This is a genomic window from Patulibacter medicamentivorans, assembly GCF_000240225.1.
GTDB lineage: Bacteria > Actinomycetota > Thermoleophilia > Solirubrobacterales > Solirubrobacteraceae > Patulibacter > Patulibacter medicamentivorans.
Map to the genome: position 1 here is coordinate 18,050 of NZ_AGUD01000227.1, position 25,301 is coordinate 43,350.

The 25,301-nt window shown below is 73.3% G+C and carries 21 protein-coding genes; 4 read left to right on the forward strand and 17 right to left on the reverse strand.

Translation table 11 applies throughout. From position 1 onward, the window contains the following. Window positions 1-99: 99 nt before the first annotated feature. Window positions 100-948: a translation initiation factor IF-3 gene (gene infC, locus PAI11_RS24560; RefSeq protein WP_050897262.1), complete on the reverse strand. Its 849-nt coding sequence runs from the start codon at window positions 946-948 to the stop codon at window positions 100-102. 125 nt (window positions 949-1,073) lie between these two features. Here infC and PAI11_RS15085 point away from each other — a divergent pair, with 125 nt between their 5' ends. Continuing rightward, on the forward strand, window positions 1,074-1,562 hold the full coding sequence (locus PAI11_RS15085) for a low molecular weight protein-tyrosine-phosphatase (protein WP_040600508.1): 489 nt from the start codon (window positions 1,074-1,076) through the stop codon (window positions 1,560-1,562). Window positions 1,563-1,578: 16 nt separating this feature from the next. Here PAI11_RS15085 and PAI11_RS15090 read toward each other — a convergent pair whose 3' ends face one another. The 15 genes from PAI11_RS15090 to PAI11_RS15160 all read right to left on the reverse strand — a co-directional run bounded on the left by PAI11_RS15090 (window position 1,579) and on the right by PAI11_RS15160 (window position 20,494). Beyond that, window positions 1,579-2,451: a hypothetical protein gene (locus PAI11_RS15090; protein ID WP_007576337.1), complete on the reverse strand. Its 873-nt coding sequence runs from the start codon at window positions 2,449-2,451 to the stop codon at window positions 1,579-1,581. Between the two features lie 19 nt (window positions 2,452-2,470). Beyond that, complete coding sequence (locus PAI11_RS15095) at window positions 2,471-3,262, reverse strand: hypothetical protein (protein ID WP_007576338.1); 792 nt, start codon at window positions 3,260-3,262, stop codon at window positions 2,471-2,473. Then, window positions 3,259-5,808 carry an MMPL family transporter gene (locus PAI11_RS15100; protein ID WP_040600492.1) on the reverse strand — a complete coding sequence of 850 codons (2,550 nt, stop codon included), beginning with the start codon at window positions 5,806-5,808 and terminating at the stop codon, window positions 3,259-3,261. The genes PAI11_RS15095 and PAI11_RS15100 overlap by 4 nt, the downstream gene beginning before the upstream one ends. After that, entirely contained in the window at window positions 5,808-7,160 is a 1,353-nt protein-coding gene (locus PAI11_RS15105) for an MlaD family protein (RefSeq protein ID WP_007576340.1), read from the reverse strand. Before PAI11_RS15105 ends, PAI11_RS15100 begins: the two co-directional genes overlap by 1 nt. After that, window positions 7,157-8,425, reverse strand: a complete 1,269-nt coding sequence (locus PAI11_RS15110) for an MlaD family protein (RefSeq protein ID WP_007576341.1) — start codon at window positions 8,423-8,425, stop codon at window positions 7,157-7,159. The genes PAI11_RS15105 and PAI11_RS15110 overlap by 4 nt, the downstream gene beginning before the upstream one ends. Continuing rightward, window positions 8,422-9,960, reverse strand: a complete 1,539-nt coding sequence (locus PAI11_RS27345; RefSeq protein WP_007576342.1) for an MlaD family protein — start codon at window positions 9,958-9,960, stop codon at window positions 8,422-8,424. Before PAI11_RS27345 ends, PAI11_RS15110 begins: the two co-directional genes overlap by 4 nt. Then, entirely contained in the window at window positions 9,957-11,252 is a 1,296-nt protein-coding gene (locus PAI11_RS15120; protein WP_170320735.1) for an MlaD family protein, read from the reverse strand. Before PAI11_RS15120 ends, PAI11_RS27345 begins: the two co-directional genes overlap by 4 nt. Before the next feature lie 11 nt (window positions 11,253-11,263). Beyond that, complete coding sequence (locus PAI11_RS15125) at window positions 11,264-12,607, reverse strand: MlaD family protein (protein WP_007576344.1); 1,344 nt, start codon at window positions 12,605-12,607, stop codon at window positions 11,264-11,266. Next, window positions 12,607-13,887, reverse strand: a complete 1,281-nt coding sequence (locus tag PAI11_RS15130; protein ID WP_170320736.1) for an MlaD family protein — start codon at window positions 13,885-13,887, stop codon at window positions 12,607-12,609. Before PAI11_RS15130 ends, PAI11_RS15125 begins: the two co-directional genes overlap by 1 nt. 35 nt (window positions 13,888-13,922) lie before the next feature. Beyond that, a complete protein-coding gene (locus tag PAI11_RS15135; protein WP_138974340.1) occupies window positions 13,923-14,777 on the reverse strand; it encodes an ABC transporter permease in 855 nt (284 codons plus the stop codon). Then, the gene (locus PAI11_RS15140) at window positions 14,777-15,616 is read right to left on the reverse strand and encodes an MlaE family ABC transporter permease (RefSeq protein ID WP_007576347.1); all 840 of its coding nucleotides are present in this window, start codon (window positions 15,614-15,616) and stop codon (window positions 14,777-14,779) included. Before PAI11_RS15140 ends, PAI11_RS15135 begins: the two co-directional genes overlap by 1 nt. 96 nt (window positions 15,617-15,712) lie before the next feature. After that, window positions 15,713-16,597: an ABC transporter ATP-binding protein gene (locus PAI11_RS15145; protein WP_007576348.1), complete on the reverse strand. Its 885-nt coding sequence runs from the start codon at window positions 16,595-16,597 to the stop codon at window positions 15,713-15,715. Beyond that, on the reverse strand, window positions 16,594-17,304 hold the full coding sequence (locus PAI11_RS15150; protein ID WP_007576349.1) for a hypothetical protein: 711 nt from the start codon (window positions 17,302-17,304) through the stop codon (window positions 16,594-16,596). Before PAI11_RS15150 ends, PAI11_RS15145 begins: the two co-directional genes overlap by 4 nt. A gap of 409 nt (window positions 17,305-17,713) precedes the next feature. Then, entirely contained in the window at window positions 17,714-19,267 is a 1,554-nt protein-coding gene (locus PAI11_RS15155) for an acyl-CoA synthetase (protein WP_007576350.1), read from the reverse strand. 120 nt (window positions 19,268-19,387) lie between these two features. Beyond that, window positions 19,388-20,494, reverse strand: a complete 1,107-nt coding sequence (locus PAI11_RS15160; protein ID WP_040600495.1) for an NAD(P)-dependent alcohol dehydrogenase — start codon at window positions 20,492-20,494, stop codon at window positions 19,388-19,390. A gap of 243 nt (window positions 20,495-20,737) precedes the next feature. Here PAI11_RS15160 and PAI11_RS15165 point away from each other — a divergent pair, with 243 nt between their 5' ends. From PAI11_RS15165 to PAI11_RS15175, 3 genes are read left to right on the forward strand one after another with little or no spacing between them, the layout of a single operon-like run. Next, window positions 20,738-21,139, forward strand: a complete 402-nt coding sequence (locus PAI11_RS15165) for a hypothetical protein (RefSeq protein ID WP_007576352.1) — start codon at window positions 20,738-20,740, stop codon at window positions 21,137-21,139. Window positions 21,140-21,165: 26 nt separating this feature from the next. Beyond that, complete coding sequence (locus PAI11_RS15170) at window positions 21,166-22,692, forward strand: aldehyde dehydrogenase family protein (RefSeq protein ID WP_007576353.1); 1,527 nt, start codon at window positions 21,166-21,168, stop codon at window positions 22,690-22,692. Window positions 22,693-22,720: 28 nt separating this feature from the next. Next, window positions 22,721-23,998, forward strand: a complete 1,278-nt coding sequence (locus tag PAI11_RS15175) for a cytochrome P450 (protein WP_007576354.1) — start codon at window positions 22,721-22,723, stop codon at window positions 23,996-23,998. A 52-nt stretch (window positions 23,999-24,050) separates the two neighbouring features. On the opposite strand, the gene PAI11_RS15180 is transcribed toward PAI11_RS15175, so the two are convergent. Next, window positions 24,051-25,295 carry a LuxR C-terminal-related transcriptional regulator gene (locus tag PAI11_RS15180; protein WP_050897263.1) on the reverse strand — a complete coding sequence of 415 codons (1,245 nt, stop codon included), beginning with the start codon at window positions 25,293-25,295 and terminating at the stop codon, window positions 24,051-24,053. Window positions 25,296-25,301 lie beyond the last annotated feature (6 nt).

Genomic DNA, 25,301 nt, shown 5'->3' on the forward strand with positions numbered 1-25,301 from the left:
GTGCGCCACGGCGAGCCCGCGAAGCAGTGCCCCGGCGACCCCGTGGCCGCCGGTGCGGGGACGGTCCGGGCCGCGTCGGGCGGCCCGGTCCGGTACGGCTCAGCTGGCGTCGGCGGGCGCCGACGCGGGCTCCTCGACCTGCTCGACCTCGGCGTCCTCCGCCGTGGTCTCCTCGACCTCGTCGGCCGGAGCGTCGTCGGCCTGCTCGACCTCGTCGGCCGGAGCGTCCTCGGACTCCTCGACCTCGTCGGCCGCGGGCTCCTCGACGACGGCCTCCGGAGCCTCCGGGGCCGCGCCGTCGGCGGCCGGCGCCTCGGCGGTGCCGTCGACGGTGACCCCGTCGCCGTCGTCGGCCTCGCCGTCGTCACGGTCGCCCAACGGCACCCAGGTGCCGTTGATGACCGCCTTCGACGGGCTCAGCATCATCGTCATGTTGCGGCCCTCGAGGTTCGGCCGCTGGTCGATCTGGGCGAGATCGCCGAGATCCTCCACCAGCCGCTCGAGCACCATCCGGCCGCGCTCGGGGTGCGTGACCTCGCGCCCGCGGAACATGATCGTGACCTTGACCTTGTCCTTGCCCTTGAGGAACCGGATCACGTGCCCCTTCTTGGTGGCGTAGTCGTGATCGGCGATCTTCGGGCGGAACTTGATCTCGCGCGTGACGACCTGGGTCTGGTGCTTCTTGGCCGTCTTCTTCTTCTGCGCCTGCTCGTACTTGTACTTCGAGTAGTCGAGCACGCGACAGACGGGCGGGCGGGCAGCGGCCGCGACCTCGACGAGATCCAGGTCGCGCGACTGCGCGTACCGAAGGGCCTCGTCGGTGCGCATGACACCGATCTGATTGCCGTTCTCGTCGATGACCCGGACCTCGGGGACCCGGATGCGGTCGTTGACCCGAGTCGTGTCACGCTCGGGCGGGCGCCGGTCGAACCTACGGGGGACCGGCACTAGAGGGAGCTGTTCGCGCGGCGCACGGAATGCGCGGGCGAGGTATCGCTAGCAAACAAGGGACAGATGATAGCGCAGTCCCGCCAGGGCGCCAGGCCGATCCGTCGATCCGGAGACGACCTAGGCTGTCGTGCGTGCGCCTGCTCTTCGTCTGCCTCGGGAACATCTGCCGGTCGCCGACCGCCGAGGGCGTGATGGCCGCGCTCGTCGACGAGGCCGGCGCCGGCGATCTGGTGCAGGTCGACTCGGCGGGCACGGGCGGCTGGCACGCCGGCAATCCGCCGGACCAGCGGGCGACCGCGGCCGCCGCCCGCCGCGGGATCCGGCTGGCCGGCGCCGCCCGCCAGGTCCGCCCCGAGGACTTCTCCGGCGCCGACCTGCTGCTGGCGATGGACGCCGACAACGAGGCCGAGCTGCTCCGTCGGGCGCCCGACGCGGCGGCCGCCGCCAAGATCAGGCGGCTGCGCGAGTACGACCCCGCGGCCGTGGCCGCCGGCGACCTCGACGTCCCCGATCCCTACTACGGCGGCCCCGACGGCTTCGACCTGGTCCTCGACCACGTCCAGGCGGCCTGTCGCGGTCTGCTCGCCGAGGTTCTGGCGCGGCCGCGCTGAGCGCCGACCAGGGGGCTCAGGCCGCGCCGCGGGCCATGACGTCGCGGCCCTCGACGCCGCCGCCGCTGCGCCAGCCGTCCAGCACGTCCTGGATGCCGCTGATCGCGGCCAGCAGGGCCGCCGCCGAGCCGTTGCCGGCCCCGCGGGCGATCTCCTCGACCGCCGCGCCGTCGAGGCTGCCGCGACCGAGCTCCGCGCTCAGCAACCGGGCCCCGGCCGCGAGCGCCGCGGCCGCGCCCTGCAGGCGTCCGTGGTTGACCTCGCGGGCCGCGAAGGCGACCAGCTCCTCGCCCTGCAGCAGCGGCAGGGTCCCGGCGAGCGCCGACGCCACGACCTCGCCCGGTCGCGCCCGGTCGCCGACGGACTGCTTCGCGCGCTGCTGGGGGAGCGCGTCGACCTCGTCACCGGCGGTGCCGGCGGCGAGGCCCTGCGCCGAGGCGTGACCGACGCAGGCCATCCACAGGTCCTCGCCCGTCAGCTCGACGAGGTAGGGATCCCGCCAGACCAGGCGGTGCGCGCGGATCGCGCGGTTGACGATCGCCAGCGCGGCGTCGACCCAGCGGCCGAGGTCGTCGGCGTCGCGCTTCCACTGCTCGAGCGCCGCCGCCGCGCCGCGGCGGTCGAGCGGCGTCGCGGCCCGGATGATCGTGGCGATCGTGTGCTCGGGGCCGCCGCTCTCGGCCCGGCGGCCACCGGCGGCCGCCGCGAGCCGCTTGCCGCTGCCGGCCTCGACGCGCCGCAGATCGAGGACGTCGCCGCTGGCGCGAGCGCTCAGCTCCCCCGTCACCCGGTCGTCGTGGGTGCTGCCGTCGGGGGCGATCACGAACCGCCCGTCGGGCAGGTCGAGCGCCCGATCGATGCCGATCCGGACGTAGGCCAGTCGTGTCACGTCACTGCTCCTCCCCCGCTCATCGTGCAGCCGCTCCGGACTCCAGCGGGACGTCCCACGGTACCGCCCGGCCGCTCGTCCAGGCCAGCGGCACCCCGCCCGGCCACCAGCCGTAGGCGAGCAGCGCGACGCTGGCGAGCCAGCCCATGAAGAGCGTGTCGCCCAGCGGCAGCAGGACGCCGGCGACGCCGGCGGCGATCCCCCAGTAGCCGAGCACGCGCGTCAGCAGGCCGACGGACATCGCCCGCAGCGACAGCAGCGCCAGCCAGACCCCGAACAGCAGGTGCGCCGCGATCTCGGCCACGCCGACCGCGCGCAGCAGGCCGTCGTCGTCCATCAGCCGCTTGGCGCGGTCGGGCGACGGCGCGCCCGCGGCGTAGACGTCGGCGACGTCGCGCATCGCGAGGAAGCCGACGACGAGCACGGCGACCAGCGCCAGTGGTCCGGCGATCCCGAGCGCGCGCAGCGCCGCGCCATCGCGACCGCCGCGGTCGATCACCGCCCGGGCCAGGAACAGCGCCAGCGCGATGGTCGCGACCAGCCCCAGCACGCGCAGCCCGAGGCCGAGCGCCTGGGCCCCGACGTCGGCGTGGAAGTCGGTCAGCCGGCGGGCGCGGTCCTCGCTGCTCGTCCCGCTCGCACCGCTCGCCGAGCCGCGAGCGGACACCAGCAGCGCGGCCACCGTCGCCAGCACGCCGACGATGCCGAGGATTCCGGCGATCCGGCCGTGGCGGCGCTCGCGGCCGAGGTCGACCGGCGGTTCCTCGGCGCGCGCGGTTCCTCGGCGCGCGCGGGCGGCACGACCGCTCATCGACGGCCTCCCGCGGTCGCCGTCAGCGGATCGCCCTCGGCGGCCGGCGACCGGGGCGCGCGGCCCCCCTCGCCCTCGCGCGGGGATCCGTCACGGGCCGGCCGATCGCCGCCATCCGGCCGCCGCCGTCCGGACCCGCGCGGCGCCGGGCCGGGCGCGACGGTCCGGCGCTCGATCGCCGCGGCCAGCCGCGGCACCGCCCAGACGGCGACCACGGCGCACACGATCACCTCGACGGCGACCAGCAGCCCGAGCTGCTGCAGCATCCCCAGGCGGCTGGCCGCCAGCACCAGGAAGCCCGCCGCGACCGTCGCGGCCGAGAGCGCGACCGCCCGCCCGATCGTGCGGGTGGCGTTGCGGGCCGCGGCGGCCGGGTCGAGGCCGCGGGCGCGGAACGCCTCGTAGCGCGCCTCCATCAGCAGCCCGAACTCGACGCCGATCGCCAGGCCCGTCGGCTCCAGCGCGGCGGCCATCGGCGAGAGCCGCAGGTCCAGCAGCGCCACCAGCAGACCGGCGACGCCGACGCCGGCCAGCGCCGGGACCAGCGGGACCAGCGCCCGCGACCACGACCGCCGGACGACGAACAGCAGGCCGCCGACGAGCAGCACGCAGGCCAGCAGCAGCCAGTGGCGGGTCGACTCCAGCTGCCGCAGGCTGTAGGCCGCGGTCGCGACCAGGCCGGCCGGGTCGGCGCGAACCCCGGCGGGCGGATCGGCCAGCCGGTCGCTGATCCGCTCGGCGAGCGCGGCCTGCTCGCGGCCGTCGACGAACGGGATCCCGAAGCTCAGCTCGGCCTGACGGCCGTCGAGCACCGGGGCGACCAGGTACGGCGGCACGAGCTTCAGGAGGCCGTCGACCTGCTTGCGGGTCGGAGTGCCGTCGCCGCCGAGGATCTCGCCCAGGTTCGGGCCCGGGACGATCCGACGGTCGATCCGCGTCGCCTGGCTGCCGAGGCTCCGCAGCCAGGTGATCGTCGCCGGCGAGGTCACGTCGCCCCGCAACGCGATCCGCAGCTCGCCGACGCTGCCGACCTGCCGCTGGACCGCCTGGGCGTCCCGCAGCTCGGGCAGGTCGCCCGGAGCCAGGCGGGCCACGTCGGATTCGACCTTCGACATCGTCGAGAGCACCAGGCCGGCGGCCACCAGCACGACCAGCGCGCCGATCGCCAGCGGCCGCAGCGGGCGCGGCAGCGACGGCAGCCGCAGGCGCCCGAGGCGCCCGCCGGCGGGGCGTGCGGCCGGCTCCGTCCGCTCGCGGTCGCCGCCGCGCGCATCGAGGCTGACCAACACCCGCGGGCCGATCGCGAGCACCACCGCCAGCGCCGCGACGGCGCCGATCGCGAGCGTCGATCCCAGCCGCTCCAGCAGCGGCACGCGGCTGAGGTGCAGGACCAGGCCGCCGGCGACGACCGCTCCGGCCGAGAGCCCGAGCACCCCGGTCAGCGACCGGCGGGCGCCGATCGCGGCCTGGCGCGGCGCGCGGCCGGCGCGGCGCAGCTCGCGATGGCGCGCGTGCAGCTGGACGGCGTAGTCGACGGCGAGGCCGAGGATCACCGGCAGCCCCGCCACCGTCGCGGCGGTCAGGCCGAGCCCGATCCCGCTCGCCAGCAGCACGCTGAGCGTCGCCGCGGCCGCGGCGAGCCCGAGCAGCGCCAGCACCGTCGCCCGGCGCCGCAGGCCGACGAGCAGCACGATCGCCATCACCAGCAGCGCCAGCGGGGCCAGGCGCAGCAGCTCGGTCGGGACCTCGTGGGCGACCGCGGCGGCGACCAGCGGCGCGCCGCCGACCGTCAGCTTCGCGCCGGGCAGCTTGGCCGCGCCGGCGAGCGCGCGCACGCGACGGCCGAGCGCCAGCACCTCGCCGTCGCCGAGGCCCGCCTTCGGGCGGACCACGATCAGGGCGTGCTCGCCGTCCGGGAACAGCCAGCGGAAGCGCGCCTTGGGCACGACGCCGGCGCCGAAGACGACCGCGTTGACGTAGCTGCGGTTGGACAGCGACGGCATCCCGATCGCCCCGAACCGGACCAGCATCTGCTCGAACTGCTCGCGCGCCGGGCCGAGCGCGGCCAGGCGGGCCTGCTCGCCGGCGCGGGTGGCGGCGGTCGCGCTGGCGCCGTTGCGACGTGCGGCGCGCTCCGCGCGCGAGGCGGCCCGCGCGGCGCGGGTCGCGACCGGGCCGAGCTGGCGGCTGATCAGCCGCTCGGCCTGCACGATCGTCTGGTTGATGAAGGTCCCCGGCCCGAAGACCGCCTTGACGCCGTCGAGCTTGGCGAGCCGCCCCTCGAGCCCGACCAGGGCGACCAGCCCCGACGGCGACAGCGTCGTCCCGAGCTCGCCGGTCACCGAGACGACGATCGGCTCGCCGCCGAACGCGCGCTCCTGGCGCTCGGTCGCGGCGCCCTCGCGGCTGCCCGATCCGGCCAGCAGCTGGGAGACCGGCGTCGGGCTCAGGCGCAGGACGCCGATCGCCGCGACGACGGCCACCAGAACGACGCCGACGAGCCCGAGGGCTCGCCGGTTGTCGCTCACCCAGGAGGGCAGCGGCATCAGCGTCCGCTGGTGCCGAGCGCCGACGGCGAGGCCGCGATCCGCGGCGGATCGCCCTTCGGCGTCTGCGGGTTGCCGCGGGTCCCGGGATCCGGGTAGGCGTTGAGCCGCATCTTGTCCGTCCCCAGCAGGCCGCCGGCGCTGAGGAGCACCTGCAGCGTGTCGGTGACCTCCTTGCGCATGCCGGTGATCGTGTGCTCGTCGACCGTCAGGTGGACGCGCGCCAGGTTGCCGGTCGCGTCGCGGGTGTCGACGGCCGAGCCGAGGTTGGCGAACGCGGTCGCCATGTCGGTCGCCCGCGGCGCCAGGTAGGCGAGCGCCGGGTTGAGGTTGCGCAGGACCGCGTCGAGCGCCGGGACGATCGGCGTCGTCTCGCCGCCGAAGGTCTTCAGCGACCGCAGCATCGGCTCCGCCTGGCGCGAGAACCCGGGCAGGACCTCGAACAGGCGACGGCCGGCCTTCGCCGCGTCCGCCAGCCGCTCGGTCACCGGCGGCAGGTTCTCGGCCGCGACCCGCAGGTCGGCGACGACCGGCGTGCTGCTGCGCGAGACCTTGCCCAGGTGGGTCGTGGTCGACTGGACCTGCTTCAGCGTGGCCGGCAGCGTCGCGAGCACGTCGGACAGCTGCTGGTCGCGGCTGGCGGCGGCATCGGCGGTGTTCTTGGCCTGGATCGCGAGCTGGCGGACGTCGGCCGTGCGGTCGCCGAACGCCTGCATCACGGTGCCGGTGTCGTCGACCACGCGCGCCAGCTGCTGGCGCTGGGCGTCGAGCAGCTGCGTCAGGTCGCCGGCCTTGCGGACGGTCGGCGCCGCGGCGCCGAAGAACGCGTTCAGCGAGTCGCCGCGGCCCTTCAGCCCGGGCCCGAGGGCGTCGAGGTTGCGCTGGACCGCCGCTCGCGTCGGGGCGTCGAGGCCCGACAGGATCTGGTCGAGCTGGACGGCCTCGCCGGCCTGCTCGACCGGCAGCGCGGCGCCCTTCTTCAGCGGCCCCGCCTGCGGGGTCCCCGGGTCGAGGTCGATGTAGTTCTCGCCGACCAGCGTCTTGGTCCGGACCTTGACGGTCGCGTCGCGGTAGACGGGACCCTGGTCCTTGTCGACGGCGATGTCGACGACGCCGACGTCACCGCGGTTGGTGATGTCGGTGACCTTGCCGACCTTGACGCCCGCGCGCCGGACGTCGGCGTTCGGCACCAGCTGGAAGGCGGTCGGCACGAGGACCTTGGCCTCGTACTTGGCCTCGGCGCCGGGCAGCGTGCCGCCGGCCTTGCCGAACAGCCAGGCGAAGATGCCCACGCAGATCGCCGTGAAGGTGACGATCGCGAGGACCTTGAATGCGCGGTGCTCGATCCTCACTTCGGCGGCCCTCCCTGGGTGCAGGTCCAACCGCGGCGCAGCACCGGGTCCTTGCCCTTGCCGAGCGTGAACGCAGGCATCCCGAGCACCAGCTCACCTCGCGGGTACGCCCCGCCGCCGTCGTAGAACTTGAGGACCGACAGGGTCCATTGGAAGAACTTCCCGATCGCCAACCGGCAGGGCACGATCTTCTGGGTCGCGCGGTCCAGGCGCGGCGTCGTCGGCGCGAGCCGTCCGAGCGCGTCCTTCAGCGCCAGCGAGGTCGGCTGCAGGTCCTCGGCCAGCGGCCGCAGCTGCTTGACCGCCGGCTGCAGGCTGCGCAGCGCGGGGATCGCGTCGCGGCTGACCTGCTCGAGCGCGTCGAGGCCGGGCTTCAGCTTCTCCGCGACCGGCTTGAGGCCGCGCAGCGCCGGATCCAGCTCGTCCTCGGCGCTCCGCAGGTCGGAGAACGACGTCCGCATCTGCTGCAGCGTCGGCGGCAGCTCGGAGAGGGTCGCCGACAACGTGCTGTCGTGGCCGGCGAGCTCGGCGAGGGTGCCGTTGCCGACCTGGACCAGGCTCGACAGCTGCTTGTCGCGGGTGTTGACGGCCGCCGTCAGCGCGCCCAGGTTGTGGACCACGCGGGCGATCTCCTTGCGGCGATCGGTCATCGCCCCGGTCAGGCGATCGGCCGCCTGCAGGAAAGGCGCCAGCTGGACGAAGGATCGCCGCAGCTCGTCGCCGTGATCCCCCAGCCCCTTGCCCATGTCGTTCAGCAACGACGCCAGGTGGGTGCGGGTGTCCGGGTCGAAGGTGTTGAGGACCCGCGAGATGTCGACCGGGGACGCGGTCCGCTGGAGCGCGAGCACCTGGTCGCCCTCGAGCTTGCCGGTGGACGGCGTGCCCCGCGACTCGATCGACACGTACATGTCCTGCAGCGGGGTGACCGGCCGCAGGCGCATCCGCGCGTTCTTGTAGATGTCGCCGAACTTCTTCTGCAGCGACAGCGTCAGCACGGCCTTGCCGTCGGGCGAGACCTTGGCGTCGGAGATCATCCCGATCGAGACGCCCGCCAGCCGCACGTCCTGCTGGTTCGGCCGCACGCCCTTGACGTCGTCGAACTCGACCTTGACCTGGTGCGTGTCCTGCCAGAACCACTGGACCTTCTGCTGGCGGAACAGGTACCAGCCGCCGATCAGGGCGCAGCCGATCATGAACAGCACCAGCAGGAACGGGACCCGCGAGCGCTTCAGCTCGAGCGCCAGGCGATCACTGCGCAACTTCATCGGCCGGCCCTCCCGGCGGTCGCGGCCTGCGCCGCACGGTCGGCGGCTCGCCGGTCGGCGGCCGAGGCGGCGGAGCGACCCGCGGCCCGGGCGCCTGCGGCCCGCTCAGCGGCCGAGCGGTCGGCGGCCGAGCGCGCGGAGCGCTTGGCCGGCACGTCCTCCGGCGACGGCGGATCGGCGGGGTAGTCGGTGCTCGGCGCCCCCTGGCCTCCGGTCAGGATGCTGAGGAAGTCGCCCAGCGCCTCGCAGTTGATCTTGTTCTCCGGCGCGGCGCTCGGGTCGGTCAGCCGCAGCGTGCACGGAACCGACATCGCCGTCCGCTCGTCCGGCGCCGTCTGGAAGTTGAGCAGGTTGCCGTTGCCGTCGAAGATCGACGCCGCCGACGCGAGGACGCTGAAGAACGGCCCGATCGAGGCGTAGTTCTTGAGCTTCGTGTCGGGGTCCTTCTCCGCCAGCCACGGCAGGATCGTCTTGTTCGCGCGGTCGACGGTCGGGCGCAGGCCGTTGATCACGGCCTCGCCGGGGTCGACCGTCTCGGCCAGCCGGGTGACCGCGGGCCGCAGGCTCCGCAGGGTCGGCTCGGCGTCGTCGAGGACCCGGTCCAGGCGCGCCAGCATCGGCCGTGCGGCCTGGGCGGCCGGCTTCAGCCGCTCGGCGCCCGGCAGCAGGTCGACGGCCACCGGATCGAGCGTGTCGAGCGTGGTCCGCAGGCGGGCCAGCGTCCGGCGCGTGTCGTCCATCGTCGGCGCGCCCTGGTCGAGCGTCGAGCCGAGCTCGTCGTGGCGGGCGGCGGTCACGCCGAGCGCCGTCGAGCCGTTGTCGATCAGGCCGGCGAGCTGCTCCTCGCTCGCGCCGAGCGCGCCCATCGTGTGGCTCGCCTCGCGGACCAGCCGCGTCAGGTCGCCCTGCTGGGTGCCGCGCAGCGACGGCAGGCCCTGGCGCAGGTGCTTCATCGACGGCTCCAGCGCGTCGATCGTGCCGCCGATCGCCTCGGGGTCCTTGGCCGCGTCGTCGAAGCTGGCGATGACCTTCTTGATCGCCGCCCGCTGGGTGTCGCCCAGCGGCTCGAGGACCTGGTCGAACTCCTGCTGGACCTGGGTCCGGGAGACCGGGATCTCGCGATCGCCGAGCTTCGGCGCGCTCTTCGAGCCCGGGTCGAGCTCGATGTACATGTTGCGACCGAGCAGCGTCCGCCACCAGAGGTTCGCGCGGGCGTCGTCGTGGACCTCGACGCCCTTGCCGTCGTCGATCCGCATCTTGACCACGGCGCCGCGGCGGCCGGCGTCCAGCCGGACGCTCTCGACCTCGCCGACGTCGACGCCGGCGACGCGGACCGCGTTGCCCTTCTGGACGTGGGTGGCGTCCGAGAAGCGGGCCTCGACGACGGTCCCGCCCTTGCCCAGCAGCGGGATCGACTTCGTGTACCCGGCGTAGAGCAGGGCGCCGATGACGACCAGCAGGATCGTGCCGTCGCGCAGCGGCCGCGGACGGTGCCGTCCCGGGCGATGCGTGAAGCGCTCGCTCAGCCAGCTCACTTTCGGCTCCTTGCGTCCTGCGTGACGGTGCACGGGGCGGGATAGGGGTTGTCGGCGACCAGGCCGGACTTCTGCTTCCAGCCGCCGACCGTCTCCTCGCTGCTGAGGATCAGCAGCCGCAGGTTGGTGATCAGGCCGAGGTCCTTGCGACCGCCGGGGACCCCGAACGTGAGCATGCTGCCCCAGGTCCGGGTGAAGAGCCCGAGGTCGCAGCCGTGGGCGCCGAAGCGGTCGACCAACGGCAGGCTCGTGCGCAGGCCGGTCGAGATCGACGGCAGCACCGGGTCGGCGGTCTCCAGCAGCTTCAGCGTCGGCGGCGTCGCCGCCTCGGCGGTGTCGAGCGTCGTGCGCAGCGAGCGCAGCCCGCCGCGGGACTCGCGCAGCAGCCGCGACGTCTCGTTGAGGCCGGCCGGCGCCGGGCGCAGGGCCGGCAGCGCCGCGCGCGACAGCCCGCGGACCTCGGCCAGCAGCGGATCGGTGGCGCGCAGTCCCTCGCGGGCGGCGGTCAGCGAGGCCGGTGCGGTCTCGAGCGTGGCGCGGATGTCGTCGGCGCCGTTGGCGAACGGCCGCAGCGCGTCGCTGCCGAGCCGGAAGCCCTCGCGGATCGTCTCGCGAACGGGATCGGCGGCGCCGGCGGCGCTCTCGGTGCCGGCCACGAACCGCTCCGGCGCGCCGTTGCGGTCGTTGACCGCGCCGAGCACCCGGTCGACGCCGCGGAGGGTCGCCGGCGAGCGGTCGATCAGGTCGTTGATGTCCTGCCCTCGGTCCAAGACGCCGGCCCCGAGCTCCTGCATGAAGGTCTGGGCCTGCGCCCGGCGCGGCGCGTCGAGCGTGTTGAGGACCGTGTCGAGCTCGGTCGCCGCCGACGTCTGCGACGCCGGGATCGTGTCGCCGTCGGCCAGCGGGCGGCCGCTGGTCCCCGGCGACAGCTCGATGAAGCGGACGCCGATCGGCGAGCGCGGACGGACGCGCACGGTCGTGTCGCTCTTCAGCGGGCCGACGTCGGGCTGCAGCTGCAGGTCGACGATCGCCTTGCCGTCCTGGACCCGGGGGTCGAGGACCTGGCCGACGTAGCGGCCCGCGATCCGCACCTGGTAGTGGGCGGTGAGGTTGTCGGCGTGGTCGAACTGGGCCTTGACCGTGTAGTAGGACCGGCCGGGGATCGTGTTCGGGGCGTTGTAGCCGACCAGGAACATCACGACCACCGCCCCGATCCCGGCCAGGCCCAGCAGCCACAGCACGGGCCGCGGGAGCGAGCGGCTGGCCGCCCGGGACATCTGAGGTCTGCGCATGCGTCGAGCCATCAGCCGAGGAGGTAGTCGAGGAGCTGGCCGGCGCCGCCGCTGGGCGGATCGGTCCGCTGCGGGGTCGGCTCCGGGGACTTGGTGACCGGCGTCGCGGCGTCACGCAGAGGCGTGCCGTCGGCGATCGGCGGCGGACCGGCGTCCTGCGGTCGGTTCTTCTGGTCCTTCGTGCCGAGCTTGCCGATCAGGTGCGTCAGCAGCTCCTCGTTCGGGACCGCCTCGGTCCGGAACAGGTGGCCGGCGTTGTCGCGGGTCTGGATCGCTCGCGCCCAGCCCTCCATCACCCGGATCAGCGGGTTGGTCTGGCGGTCGAGGACCACGCTCAGCGGCGCGAAGACGTTGGAGAAGCGCTCCAGCTCGCGGGCCATCGGCTCCAGGCGGGCGACCACCGGGGCGCCCTCGCGTCCCAGGCGCGCCAGCGTCGGCGCGGTCCGCCGGGCGGCGGCCAGCGTCGGCTTGGCGTCGTCGGCGAACCGCGGCAGCCGGTCGAGCGTCGTCGCCAGCGGCCCGGAGGTCCGGCGCAGCTCGCGGGCGGCCGGCTTCAGCCGCTGCGACGCGGAGCTGAGCTGGACCAGCGTCGCGCGCAGCTGGCGCAGCGTGCTCGGCGCGCTGTCGATCGTGCGACCGAGGTTGGCGCGGTTGGCGTTGGTGATCTGCAGCGTCCGCTCGGCGACGTCGACCAGCTCGGTGACGTCGTCCTTGCCGCGGGCGAAGGCGTCGATGACGCGGTCGCCCTGGCTGGCCAGGCGCTTCAGCCGCTCGGTGTCGGCCGCGAACGAGCCGACCATCTGCTGGGCCTCGTCGAGCGCCGACGGCATCCGCGTCAGCAGCGTGTTGAGGTCGGTGCCGCGGCCACGCAGGCCGACGCCGAACTCGTTGATGATCACGCGCATCCGACCGCGGGTGGTCGGGTCGAGCATGTTCAGGACCTGGTCCAGCTCGACGGGCGCGCCCGTGTCCTTCAGCGGGATCGTCGTGTCGGAGGGCACCGGGTTCCGGAGGTCGCCGGCGGCCAGGTCGACGTACTTCTCGCCGAGCAGGTTGACCGGGCGCGCCTCGGCGGTGGCGCCGCGCCCGATCGGAGCGGCCCCGCCCTTCAGCTTCATCGTGACCATCGCCGTGTCGCGCTTGGTCAGGTCGATCGCGCTGATCTTGCCGCCGGGGACCCCGCCGATCTTGACGTCGCCGTTCTTGCGCAGGCCGGCCGCGTCCTTGAACTCGGCGCGGACGACGTAGCTGTCGTCGTCGCCGCCGGTCAGGACGATCACCGCGACCACGGCCGCAACGACGGCCAGCAGCGCGGCGGTGATCCGCCCGGGGTTGCTCTTGATCTGCTCGCGCATCAGGGGCGCTCCGGGTCCTTCGAGGGATCCAACGCGTCCTTCGTGATCCCGCACTGCGGGAGGAAGTACGGCTTGCCGGCGTTGAGGCCGGGCGGTCGCGGGAGCGCGTAGCGCGTGTCGGTCGCCGGGACGCTGGTGATGAACTCCGAGCTCGGCAGCGCGCCGTTGACCGACGTGATGCCCTCTCGCAGGTGGATCCGGCCGTAGTGCGACGTGGTGTCGTAGTTCTTGGTGAACCCGCCCCAGGTCGACAGCATGCCGGCGATCTCGGGCGCGTAGGGCCGGATGCACTCGAGCATCGGGGCCAGGTCGCTGAGGGCCTTGGTCGCCTTCGGCATGAACGGCGTGCCGGTGTCCAGCAGCGACGTCACGCGCGGGGCGGCCACGCGGGCCGTCTCGAGCGTGCGGACCGCGACCGGGGCCACGTCCTCCAGCCGCACCAGCGCCTTGCTGGCGGTCTTCGACAGGCTCGGCAGCTCGCGAGCGCCCGGGCCGAGCGCGGCGAACAGCCGGTCGACCTTGTCGAGGCTCGAGTCGCTGCGGGCGAGCGTCCGCTTGGTGTCGTCGAGCGTCGGCGCGAAGCGGTCCAGCGAGGCCCGCACCTGGGCGGTCCGCTGGCCGAAGGCGTCGAACGTCCGGGCGGCGACGGTGACCAGGTCGCTGAGCACCGGCTTGCGCGCGGCCAGCGTGCTGGTCACGCGATCGGCGTTGGCGATCAGGCCCTTGAGGGCGGTGTCGTCGACCAGCAGGTCGCCGATCACGTCGCCGGTGGTCTCGATCCCGCCGGGCGCCTGGCGGAGGCCGGAGCGGAGCGCGGGGCCGTGCCCCTCGAGCGCCCCCGCCGTCCCCTGCAGCATCGACCGCAGCCGGCGGCGGGTGCTGGCGTCGAGCGTGTCGAAGACCTGGTCGAACTCGACCGGCGTCGTCGTGTGCTTCTCGCCGATGATGCCACCCTCCGGGATCGGCGGCGCGTCGCGCGGGCCCGGGTACAGCGACACCGAGCGGGTGCCGTTGCCGATCGTGGTGCCGAAGCGGATCGCCGCGGTCGTGCCACGGCGCAGCGGCCAGACGTTCTCGTCCTTGATGCCGAGCTCGACGATCGCCTGACCGTCCTGGTACTCGACCTTCTTGATCTTGCCGACGTCGACCCCGTCGACCTGGACGTCCAGGCCGGGGGCGACGCTGATGGCGGCCGAGAACGAGGCTCGGACGCTGTGGGGCTGCGAGCGGCCCTGGATCACGACGATCGTCAGCACCACCAAGAGGGCAGCGGCGATCAACGCCCAGGGGCGGTCCAACACAAGCTTTCGCACGTTCAGCCTCCGACGGGCGAGCTCGGATTGAGTCCCCAGAACACCATCGTGAAGACCGACCCGATGATGTGGACGATGACCAGGTTGAGGATCATCGACTTGGCCGTGGCGGTCCCCACCCCGACGGGCCCTCCCCGCGCGGTGTAGCCGTAGTACATGGCCACCAACACGATCGCGGTGCCCATCACCATGATCTTGATCTCGGAGAAGAGGATGTCCTGGGGTTGCATGAACGCCCAGTGGACCCCTTCCCACCCGCCTTGGGAGACCTCCTTGATCTGCCCGACGATGATCACGTAGTCGGCGAGGTTGTGGAACGCCAGCGCCACGAGGTAGATGAACGGGAACGCGAGCCACGCGGCGACCAGGCGGGTCGCCACGACGTAGCGCATCGGGTTCAGGCCCAGCGACTCCATCGCGTCGAACTCGTTGTTGATCCGCATCGATCCGAGCTCGGCCACCAGGCCGCACCCGACCTTGGCGCTGATGATGTAGCCCCACATGTAGGGGCCCATCTCGCGGACGCCGCACCAGGCGGTGAAGACGCCGGAGTAGGCGCTGGCGCCGTAGCCGCGGAGGACGTAGTTGGCCTCCGTGCCGCACTCCATGCCCATCACGAACTGCATCAGGCAGACCACGGCCATCGAGCCGGTGATCAGGATCCCGGCCTGGCGCAGGATCTCCGACGTGTAGCGGAAGACCCCGCGCAGCTCCAGCACCGCGCGCCCGGAGAAGGCGGCCATCGCGCCGGCCTCGTTGAGGAGGCCGCGGACGGGGCCGGCGAGGCCTTCCCCGAGCCGCTTGCCCGCGGTCGGGCGGCGAACGACCGCCCCTTCTGCGACTGAGGGAGCGTTCATCAGTGGAGGTTCCCGGTCTCGGGGAACGCGGCGAGCATGGTGGTGGTGAAGAGGAAGTTGAACGCCCAGATCGCCACGAACGAGATGACGACCGCTTGGTTCACCGCCTTCCCCACGCCTTCGGCACCACCCTTGACGTGCATCCCCTTGTAACAGCAGACGACGGCGATGATGAACCCGAAGAGGCTCGTCTTGAGCACGCTGCCGATCAGGTCCGGCATCGTGAAGTTCGACGTGAAGGTCGACAGGTACCCGGCGGTCGTGTCGCCGAAGACGACGACCGCGGCGATCCAGCCGCCGAGCACGCCGAAGACGATCGCGACCAGGTTCATCAGGGCCGTGATCAGGCCCAGCGCCAGGAACCGCGGCACGACGATCGTGCGCACGGGATCCAACCCCAGCACCGCCAGCGCGTCGAGCTCCTGGCGGACCTTGCGGGCGCCGAGGTCGGCGCAGATCGCGGTGCCGCCGACGCCGGCGATCACCATCCCGTTGATCCACGGCGCGAACTCGCGAACCGACGCCATCACGAAGAAGGCGCCGAGCCGGTCGACGGTGCCGAAGATGTAGGTGATGTTGCCGCCCTGGAGGCCCGGCGCGCCGAGCCCGAAGAACGTGGTCGAGACCATCACCGGGATCGCGCAGCGGCGGATGATCAGCCACGCCTGCTCGATGAACTCGTCGGTCCACGAGAACGGCGGGGTCAGCATCGCCACCGTCGAGCGGGCCGTCAGGATGATCATCCCGGCGATCTGCTCGAGCAGCGCGAACGGTCCCGATGTCGACGACGGGCCGCGGCGCTCCTTGGGCGGCGCGGGGATCGTCGGGGCGTCTGGCACCGCGGGCGGACGCAGGATTCCGGCTTCCATCAGCGGACCTCCCCGCTGGTCGCGGGCACGTTGTCGGTCGCGGCGGCCACGGGGGCCGCGCGATGGCTACTCCATGCCAAGGGGACCCTCCGGGGCTCCGGCGAGGAACTGGCGGACGAACGGGTTGGGCGAGTCGAACATGTCGTCGCGATCGCCCGACTGCACGATCCGGCCCTTCCAGAGGACCGCGATGTACTCGCCGATCCGGCGAGCGGAGGCGATGTCGTGCGTGATCACGACGTAGGTGCCGCCGTTCTCGGCATGCACCTTCTCGATCAGCTGGCAGAGCAGCGCGGTGCGAACCGGGTCGAGGCCGGAGTCCGGCTCGTCGAACATCACGATCTGCGGATCCAGCACCAGCGCGCGGGCGAACCCGGCGCGCTTCTTCATGCCGCCCGAGAGCTCCGACGGCATCCGGGCCTCGGCGCCGCCGGTCAGGCCGACCTCCTGCAGACGGCCCATCACGATGTCGCGGATCTGCTTCTCGTTGAAGTCGGTGTGCTGCCGCAGCGGGAACGCGACGTTGTCGTAGACCGACATCGACCCGAAGAGCGCGCCGTCCTGGAACAGGATCCCGAACTTGCGCCGCATCTCCAGCAGCTGCTTCATCGTCATGTTCGGCACCGAATGGCCGTGCACGAGGATGTCGCCCTGATCCGGGAACATCAGCCCTATCAGGTGGCTCAGCAGCACCGACTTGCCGGTGCCCGACGGACCCAGGATCACCGTGATCATCCCCTCCGGGATGCCCACGTTGAGCCCGTTCATGACCCGGTTGGAGCCGAACCGCTTGTACAGGTCGATGCACTCGATCGACCAGAAGTCGCCTGGCCGGTCCTCCTGGACCTGCATCGCGCCCTGGTGCAGGTCGTAGCCGGCCGCCCGGTCCAGCAGGGCAGCGGTCTCGGGAGACGCTCCACCGGCGGTCGGCACCTGGATGTCGCTGCTCACGCGAGGTCCTCGTTCGAATCGTCGTCGGCGTGGGCGCTGCCCACCGCGACCGGCGGCCGGGCCATCGCCTGCACCACCGGCAGCACCCACAGGAAGCGCCGGATCGGGCCCGAGTAGGGCGCACGGCCGGCGGCGATCGCCATCGCCATCCGCAGCCGGCCGTCGGCCAGCCGCTCCAGGTCGCCGGTCGCGAGGCCCAGGTCGACGTCCGCGCCGGAGCCGTCGTCGAGGACCTCGAGCCCGCCGCGCGCGTCGAGCAGGATCGCCTCGCCGTCGAGGTCGAGCGCCCGGACGCGGACCACCAGGTCCGCGCGGCCGACGCGCTCGGCGACGGACGGGTCGCCGGCTGCCTTCTCGAACAGATCGACGACGGCGTCCCAGCTGCGGCGCGCGGCGTGATCGCCGGCGACGGGCCGCGCCTCGCGGCGCTCGGTGCTCCCGATCGGGTCGTGCACGGTGTCCTCTGGCTCGTGGTCCTGCGCCGCCGGCACGCGCGTGGCGGCGGGCTCGGCGGTCGCCACGGGGGTGGCGGCCATCAAGGTCTGATCGGCGGAGGCGGAGGCCGCGGTCGCTGCCTCGGGCTCGGCCCAGGCGTTGCCGTCCCAGAGCTCGCGCTCCTGGTCGCCGCCGGTCGCGGTCGCGGTCGCGACGCCGCGTCCGCCGAACAGCGAGCGCAGTCGCGAGCCGGTGCTCTCGGTGGTCCTCATGCCTGACTCCCCTCCACGGTCGGCGCCAGCCTTCCAGCGCGCGGTGGTGTCGCCATCCTCCGCGGGAGAGGACTTCCTGCCCCCTTCGGCCGAGTCCCGGGCGGCGTCCCGTCGGGAACCGGCCACCGCGTGCTCGAACCATCGATCGCGCACGTCATCCGCGCAGCGCTGCTGCCCATCCGCCCCTCCTCCTCGGTCGTACGACAGGGCATGACGAACCTATCCCCGGCGTCTGCGAGCGTCCTGTCGTCGGGAGCCATGACCTTCGGGAGGTCGTGTGCCCACGACACACATCCGTCCAGGCGGGGTGACAGGCGCGGACCGTCCTTGTATGGCGCGCCCCTGACCGCGCCGTCCCGACGCGCCCGCGACGCCGCCATGACCGCGCTCGCTCGCCCGCCGGTGGCCATCAGCGGACCGGCCCCGCGGTCGCCCGTCGTGCGTACTCCTCCTTCAGCAGCCGCTTGTAGAGCTTGCCGGTGTCGTGCCGCGGCAGCTCGGCCCGGAAGTCGATGTGCCGGGGGCACTTCACGTCGGCGAGCCGCGCGCGGCAGTGCGCGAGCAGCTCCTGCTCCAGCGCCGCCCACGCGTCGTCGTCGTCGACCGGGTCGACCAGCTGCACGACGGCGTGGACGCGCTCGCCGAACTCCTCGTCGGGCACGCCGAAGACCGCGACGTCCATCACCTTCGGGTGCGCCGCCAGCAGGCTCTCGGCCTCCTGCGGGTAGACGTTGACCCCGCCGCTGATGATCGTGAACGAGGCGCGATCCGTCAGGTAGAGGTAGCCGTCCGCGTCGAGATGGCCGATGTCGCCGGCGGTCGCCCAGCCCTGCCGGCTGTGCGCCTCGCGGGTCTTGCTCGGATCCCCGTGGTACTCGAAGGTCGGCCCGTCGGAGAAGAACACGCGCCCCGTCCGGCCCACCGGCAGCTCGACGTCCTCGTCGTCCGCGAGCACGCGCGGGACGCCGACGAGCGCCCGGCCGACCGATCCGGGATGCGCGAGCCACTGCTCGCTCGTGATCCACGTCAGCCCCGCGCCCTCGGTCGAGGCGTAGTACTCGTGGAGGATCGGCCCCCACCAGTCGATCATCTGCCGCTTGACCTCGCTCGGGCACGGCGCCCCGGCGTGGAGCACCGCGCGCAGGCTCCGCAGGTCGGCCGCGCGCCGGAGCTCCTCCGGCAGGCGCAGCAGGCGGACGAACATCGTCGGCACCATCTGGGTGTGGGTGACGCCGCGCTCCGCGATCAGGTCGAGAGCGGCCTCGGGCGTGAACCGCTCCATCGCGACGACGGTCCCGCCCAGCTGCTGGACCGCCATCGAGAAGCGCAGCGGGGCGGCGTGGTAGAGCGGCGCCGGCGACAGGTAGACCGTGTCGGGGCCGACGCCGAGCAGGTCCCGGAGGATCGGCGTCACGATGATCGCCGCGTCGTCGACCGGCTGCGCGAGGCCGGTCGGCTTGATCCCCTTCGGGCGTCCGGTGGTGCCCGAGGAGTAGAGCATGTCCCGCCCCGCGATCCGGGTGCCCTCCAGCGGCGTCGACGGCTGGTCGGCCACCAGCGCCTCGAGCGGCTCGTACCCGGGGATCTCGCCGCCGACGCTCAGGTACCGCTCGACCCTCGGAGTCGCCGCCCGGACCGCCGCCGCCCGGTCGGCGTAGCGGGCGGAGAGCAGCAGCACCCGCGCGCCGCAGTCGTCGACGACGTAGGCCAGCTCCTCGGCGGTCAACCGCGTCGAGAGGGCGGTGTAGAGCAGCCCCGCCCCGTGCGCGCCCCAGGCGACCTCGAAGAACGGGCTGCCGTTCTCCAGGCAGAGCGCGACGTGGTCCCCGACCTCGAGGCCGAGCCCGCGCAGGAGCCGCGAGACCCGGTTGGCGGCCGCGTCCAGCTCGCCGTACGAGACGGTCCGGCCGCTGGCCGCCATCACGATCGCGGGGTGGTCTGGCGGGTGGGCTCCGGGATGCATGCGGCAGGCTCGTTCGGTCGTCGGGTGGACTGCGACCGACCCTCGCTCACGCGGCGGGGCCGCCGCCATACGTCGGACGGCAGGTTGTCCTCCCCCGCTCGGGCGATGCGACGGCCGCGATCAGGCGAAGACCACGACCGGCTTGACGACCCGTCCCGCCGTCGAGGCGGCCAGCGCGTCGTTGATCCGCTCGAACGGGAAGGTCTCGATCAGCCGGTCGAAGGGGAAGCGCCCGGCGCGGTGCATCGCGATCAGCTCGGGGATCAGCTGCTGCGGGTCGGAGTCGCCCTCGATCACGCCCGAGAGCGTCCGGCCCAGCATCAGGTGCCCCTGGTCGATCGTGATCTCGTTCTCGAGCCCCTGGAACCCGACGGTTGCCGCGTGCCCCGGGGACCGCAGCACCTCGAGGCACTGGCGGACGACCGGGCCGGTGCCGACGGTGTCGAACGCGTGATCGAGCCCGGGCGCGGCGATCTGCATCACGTCCCAGACCAGGTCGCGGTGGCGGGCCGGGTCGAAGACGTCGGTCGCCCCGAGCTCGGTGGCGAGGGCGAGCCGCTCGGGGTTGGTGTCGACCGCGACGATCGGCGCGCAGCCGACCGCCTTGGCGGCCATCACCGCCGCCAGGCCAACGCCGCCGAGCCCGAAGATCGCGATCCCCTCGCCCTCGCGGGCGCGCAGCACGTTGAGGACCGTCCCGGCCCCGGTCTGGATCCCGCAGCCGAGCGGCCCGAGCAGCTCGATCGGGACGTCGTCGGGCACCTTGACGGTGTTCGTCGCCTTGGCGATCGCCCGGCTGGCGAACGACGACTGCTGGAACCAGTTGCCGTGCACGTCCTCGCCGTGGTCGTGGCCGTGGAGGGTGACGGAGCCGTCCAGGCGGGTGCCGAAGTAGTTCAGCGGGGCGAACAGCTCGCAGTAGGCCGGGCGCCCGGCGGAGCAGATGCGGCACTCGCCGCAGTGGCCGAAGCTCAGCACGACGTGGTCGCCGGGCGCGACGCTCGTCACGGCCGCCCCAACCGCGGCCACCACGCCCGATCCCTCGTGCCCCAGGACGGTCGGCAGCGGGAGCGGCACGGTGCCGTCGATCGCGGTCATGTCGGTGTGGCAGATGCCGGCACCCTTGATCTCGACGAGGACCTCGTCGTCCTGGAGCTCGTCGAGCTCGACCTCCTCGATCGAGAGCGGCTGGTCGATCTCTCGGAGCACGGCTGCGGTGGCCTTCACGGGTCCTCCCGGACGGTTGCGGTCGAAGGGGCTCGACCGTAGCCCCGGCCGGGCCCGGCGACCATGCGTCGTTCGGGAGAGCTTCCTCCTCCGAACAGCCCGCGAGGACCGGCGCTCCGCGGCTCCCGGCCGAGCAGAACGGGGGGCAAAGATCTCCCGTCGAGGAGACGCGACGGCCCCGGGACCGCGACTAGCGTGGCTCCAGATCGGACAACCCGTCCGATCACGACGACGAGGAGCCCCATGTCCTACTTCACCGACGCCGACGAGGTCTTCGCCTACCTCGGCGGGGTCTTCCGCAAGGCCGCCGAGAGCGAGATCGGCCCGAAGCTGGCGACCGCCGACATCGACCTGCAGGTCTACTACGCCGACCCCGACGCGAAGGTGCTGATCAAGCTCCGCGCCCCCAACGTCGAGGTCGTCGACGGCGGCGAGGACGAGGACGCCGACGTGAAGCTCTTCATGCCCGCGGACATCGGCAACCGCTTCTGGCGCGGCGAGTACAACCTCGCCGTCGGCCTGGCCCGCGGCGAGGTCAAGGCCAAGGGCCCCGTGACGAAGATCCTCAAGCTCGTCCCGCTGACCAAGCCGCTGTTCCCGCTCTACCGCGAGATGGTCGCCGAGAAGGACGGCGCCGCGGTCTGACGACCGCCGCCAGCGAGGAGCACGACATGTCGACCGTCGGCGTCCGCCACCACCAGCTGTTCATCGACGGGGCGCAGATCGACGCCCCGGACCACTACGAGATCATCAGCCCCGCCACCGAGCAGCTCGTCTGCACCGTCGCCAAGGGGACCGTGGCGCACGCCGACGCGGCCGTCGCGGCGGCGCGACGGGCGTTCGAGGAGGGGTCGTGGTCGCGCAAGCCCCCGCACGAGCGCTCGCAGGTCATGCGCGCGATCGCCGACCGCCTGGGCGAGGACTCCGAGCAGCTCTGCGAGCTCGAGATCGCCGCCAACGGCGCGACGCTGCGCCAGGCGATGGCGTTCCTCGTCGGCTACGCGGCGCCGCACTTCCTGTACTTCGCCGAGCAGGCCGCCAGCTACCCGTTCGAGTCGACGGTCGCGACCGCGGCCTACCCGACGGCGTCCAGCAACCGGATCCACCGCGACCCGATCGGCGTCTGCGCGGCGATCGTGCCGTGGAACTTCCCGCTGCTGCTGGGCATCTGGAAGATCGGCCCGGCGCTGGCGGCCGGCAACTCGATCGTCGTCAAGACCGACGAGAAGACGCCGCTGAGCCTGCTGCGGCTGGCCGAGATCGCGCACGAGTGCGGGCTGCCGAAGGGCGTCCTCAACGTGGTGACCGGTGACGGCCCGGAGGTCGGCGCGCATCTGGCGTCCCACCCCGACGTCGACAAGGTCGCCTTCACCGGGTCGACCGCGGTCGGCCGCGAGATCATGCGCCTCGCGTCCGGCACCGTCAAGCGGATCTCGCTCGAGCTCGGCGGCAAGGCGCCCGCGATCCTGCTCGACGACGCCGACCTCGACATCGCCGTCGACGGGGCGCTCTTCGGCTGCATGCTCTACTCGGGGCAGATCTGCGAGTCCGGCACCCGCCTGCTCGTGCCCGACGCGCTCCACGACGAGGTCGTCGAGCGGCTCGTGGCGCGCGCGGCGACGATCCGGCTCGGCGACCCGGCCGACTTCGACACCGACATGGGGCCGGTCGTCTCGGCCCGGCAGCGCGACCGGGTCCTGGGCTACCTGGACGCCGCGCGCCGCGACGGCGCGCGCGTCGCCCTCGGCGGCGGCGCCCCGGACGGCGCGCAGTTCGAGCGCGGCTTCTGGATCGAGCCGACGATCCTGACCGACGTGACCAACGACATGACCGTCGCCCGCGAGGAGATCTTCGGGCCGGTCCTCTGCGTCCTGCGCTACTCGTCGCTGGAGGAGGCGGTCGCGATCGCCAACGACACCCCCTACGGCCTCACCGCCGGCATCTGGAGCAGCGATCCCGAGCGCGCGATCGAGGTCGCGGAGCGGCTGCGCGCCGGCACGGTCTGGATCAACAACTGGCACCAGATCGACCCGGCTCTGCCGTTCGGCGGCTGCAAGCAGAGCGGCCTCGGACGCGAGCTGGGCCAGGGGGCGCTCGACGAGTACACCGAGCCGCGGCACGTCCACGTCGACCTGACCACGCGCCTGGACCGCCACATCTTCGACGCCCTGCTGTCCGAGCCGCCGGCGGGCCGGTGACCGCCCGCCGCAACCAGGAGGACCTGAGATGAGCACCACCACCCCCACCCCGCACCCGACCTGGGAGCCCGAGCTCGACCTCGGCGGCCGCGCCTTCTGGGAGCGCCCGTTCGAGGAGCGGGAGCGGGCGTTCGCCCGGCTGCGCCGCGAGGCGCCGGTGTCGTTCCACCGCCCGTACGAGTCCTCGCTGCTGCCCCCGACGGCCGAGACGCCCGGCTTCTGGGCGATCACCAAGTGGGAGGACTGCCGGGCGATCTCGCGCGATGCCGCGACCTTCGTCAACGGCCAGGGCGTGCTGATGGAGGACATGCCGGAGGTCGTGACGCTGGCGACCACGTCGTTCCTCGCGATGGACGGCGCCGAGCACCGCCAGGTGCGCGGGATCGTGTCGCAGGCGTTCACGCCCCGCAACGTCCGCAAGATCGAGGGCTGGATCCGCGAGGTCGCGTCGGAGCTCGTCGACGAGATCATCGATCGCGGGGAGGGCGACATCGTCGACCTGTTCGCGAAGCAGCTGCCGGGGCGGATCTTCGCCCACTTCTTCGGGGTCGAGCGCGACAGCGAGGAGCAGCACGTGATCATGGAGGCGGCCGAGCGGATGCTGGCCTGGGACGACCCGAACTGCGCGCTCGGCCGCGACGCGCTGACGACGTTCGCCGACGAGGCGCAGCGGATCCAGGACATCGCGATGGCGCGTGCCGAGCACTACCGCGGCAACCCGGCCGAGAACCTCGTCAGCTGGGTCGTCAACGCGCGCTTCGAGGATCGCGTGCTCGAGGACTGGGAGGTCGCCGCGTTCTTCTCGCTGCTGGGCTCCGCCGCCAACGACACCACGCGCCACTCGATCGGCCACGCGATCCGGCTGTTCCACGAGCACCCCGACCAGCTCGAGATCCTCAGGGCCGACCTCGAGGGCCGCGCCGACTCGGCGGTCGAGGAGATCCTCCGCTACGTCTCGCCGGTGATGCACTTCCGTCGCACCTGCGTCGCGGACACCCGGATCCGCGGCGTCGACATCCGGGCCGGCGACAAGTGCGTGCTCTGGTACTGCTCCGGCAACCGCGACGAGGAGGTCTTCGATGCGCCCGGCCGCTTCGACGTCCTGCGGACCCCGAACCGCCACCTCGGGTTCGGGGCGGGCGGGCCGCACTTCTGCATCGGCGCGGCGCTCGGCCGGCAGATGATCAAGTCGTCGATCCTCGAGCTGTACACCCGGATGCCGCGGTTGCGCCTGACCGCGGAGCCGACGCTGCAGGTCAACAACTTCATCCACGGCATCCACGCCGCGCCCGCGGCCTGGACCTGAGGCCGGGGCGACACGGGCGCCGCGACCGTCGCGCCGGGCCGGCGGCGCGCGGTCAGCCGTCGGCGTGGGCGCGCCGGTGCTCGATCTGCAGGTAGCGGGAGACGGCCTCGGCGCGGTTGGACGCGCGCAGCTTGCGCAGGATGTGCTTGACGTGCGTCTTGGCGGTCCCGTGCGAGATCACGAGCCGGTCGGCGATCCCGCCGTTGGTCTCCCCCGCGGCCATCAGCCGCAGCACCTCGCGCTCGCGACGCGTCAGCAGCTCGTCGATCTCCGGGCCACCGGAGATCGCCGCGACGCGGGGGCCCGCGGCCGGCGGTGCGCCCGGCGCGTCGACCGCCGGAGCCGACGCCTCGGCCGTCAGCGGCAGCTCGCCGTCGACCGCCCACGCGACCGTGCCGTCGGTGGTCGCCGCCGCCTGCTTGACGACCTGCCGGAGCGTCGACATCCGGGCCGCCAGGGCGACGCCCTCGAACGCCTGGCCGAAGGCCTCGCTGAACATCCAGAGCATGTCGCGGTCGAGCGCGCTGACGAGCCGCCGCTGCGCGAAGTAGTCGGCGTGCAGGAAGCCCACGACCTGACCGCGGACCACGACCGGCGCGGCGACGTAGGAGCGCGACATCGAGACCTCGGCGATCTCGCGGTGGACCCGCGGATCGCGCTGGACGTCGAGGACGCGAATCGGCGCCCGCCGCCGCACGATCTCGGTCTCGGCGAGCGTCTGGTCGAGCCGGCGCGGCCGCTCCTTGCCGGCCTGCACGACCGCGGCCGCCCACTCCGGGTCGCCCTGGATGAAGCACGCCTGCGGGATGAAGCAGGAGCGCTCGATCGCCGACACGAAGGCGCGGTCGAAGCCGAGGCGCGAGGCGGCGACCGGCGCGCGCGCCAGCATCTGGTCGACGGTGGCGGCATCGCGCAGCGCCGCCATCGCCTCGCGGACGCGATCGAAGGCGGCCCCCCGGTCGGCCTCGACCACCGCCACGACCCGGTCGTCCAGCGCCCGCGCATCGAGCAGCAGGTCGAGCAGCCGCGGGTGGGACGGCCCGCCGGGCGCCTCGTCCCGCAGCGCCTCGACGACCGACCGGTGAACGCGGTCGAGCACGGCCCGCAGCCGGTCGACGTCGAGCGTCGGGTCGGACGATCGCCCGTCCTGCCCGACGTCCAGCCGCGTCAGCGACGCGGCCCGGTCGAGCACGTCCTCGAGCCCCGCCCGCAACTCCGGATCCGCGATCGGCCGCGAGGTCGATCGCCACTCGTCGGGGTCGGCGACGGCCAGGGCTGGCCTGCCCTCCACTCCCATCCCGCA

What these genes read in the sequence shown, in the direction of transcription:
- PAI11_RS15095 (WP_007576338.1), bottom strand. Translation starts at nt 3,262, where the DNA reads ATGAGCGGTCGTGCCGCCCGCGCGCGCCGAGGAACCGCGCGCGCCGAG.
- PAI11_RS15100 (WP_040600492.1), bottom strand. Translation starts at nt 5,808, where the DNA reads ATGCCGCTGCCCTCCTGGGTGAGCGACAACCGGCGAGCCCTCGGGCTC.
- PAI11_RS15110 (WP_007576341.1), bottom strand. Translation starts at nt 8,425, where the DNA reads ATGAAGTTGCGCAGTGATCGCCTGGCGCTCGAGCTGAAGCGCTCGCGG.
- PAI11_RS15120 (WP_170320735.1), bottom strand. Translation starts at nt 11,252, where the DNA reads ATGCGCAGACCTCAGATGTCCCGGGCGGCCAGCCGCTCGCTCCCGCGG.
- PAI11_RS15125 (WP_007576344.1), bottom strand. Translation starts at nt 12,607, where the DNA reads ATGCGCGAGCAGATCAAGAGCAACCCCGGGCGGATCACCGCCGCGCTG.
- PAI11_RS15135 (WP_138974340.1), bottom strand. Translation starts at nt 14,777, where the DNA reads ATGAACGCTCCCTCAGTCGCAGAAGGGGCGGTCGTTCGCCGCCCGACC.
- PAI11_RS15150 (WP_007576349.1), bottom strand. Translation starts at nt 17,304, where the DNA reads ATGAGGACCACCGAGAGCACCGGCTCGCGACTGCGCTCGCTGTTCGGC.
- PAI11_RS15155 (WP_007576350.1), bottom strand. Translation starts at nt 19,267, where the DNA reads ATGCATCCCGGAGCCCACCCGCCAGACCACCCCGCGATCGTGATGGCG.
- PAI11_RS15165 (WP_007576352.1), top strand. Translation starts at nt 20,738, where the DNA reads ATGTCCTACTTCACCGACGCCGACGAGGTCTTCGCCTACCTCGGCGGG.
- PAI11_RS15170 (WP_007576353.1), top strand. Translation starts at nt 21,166, where the DNA reads ATGTCGACCGTCGGCGTCCGCCACCACCAGCTGTTCATCGACGGGGCG.
- PAI11_RS15175 (WP_007576354.1), top strand. Translation starts at nt 22,721, where the DNA reads ATGAGCACCACCACCCCCACCCCGCACCCGACCTGGGAGCCCGAGCTC.
- PAI11_RS15180 (WP_050897263.1), bottom strand. Translation starts at nt 25,295, where the DNA reads ATGGGAGTGGAGGGCAGGCCAGCCCTGGCCGTCGCCGACCCCGACGAG.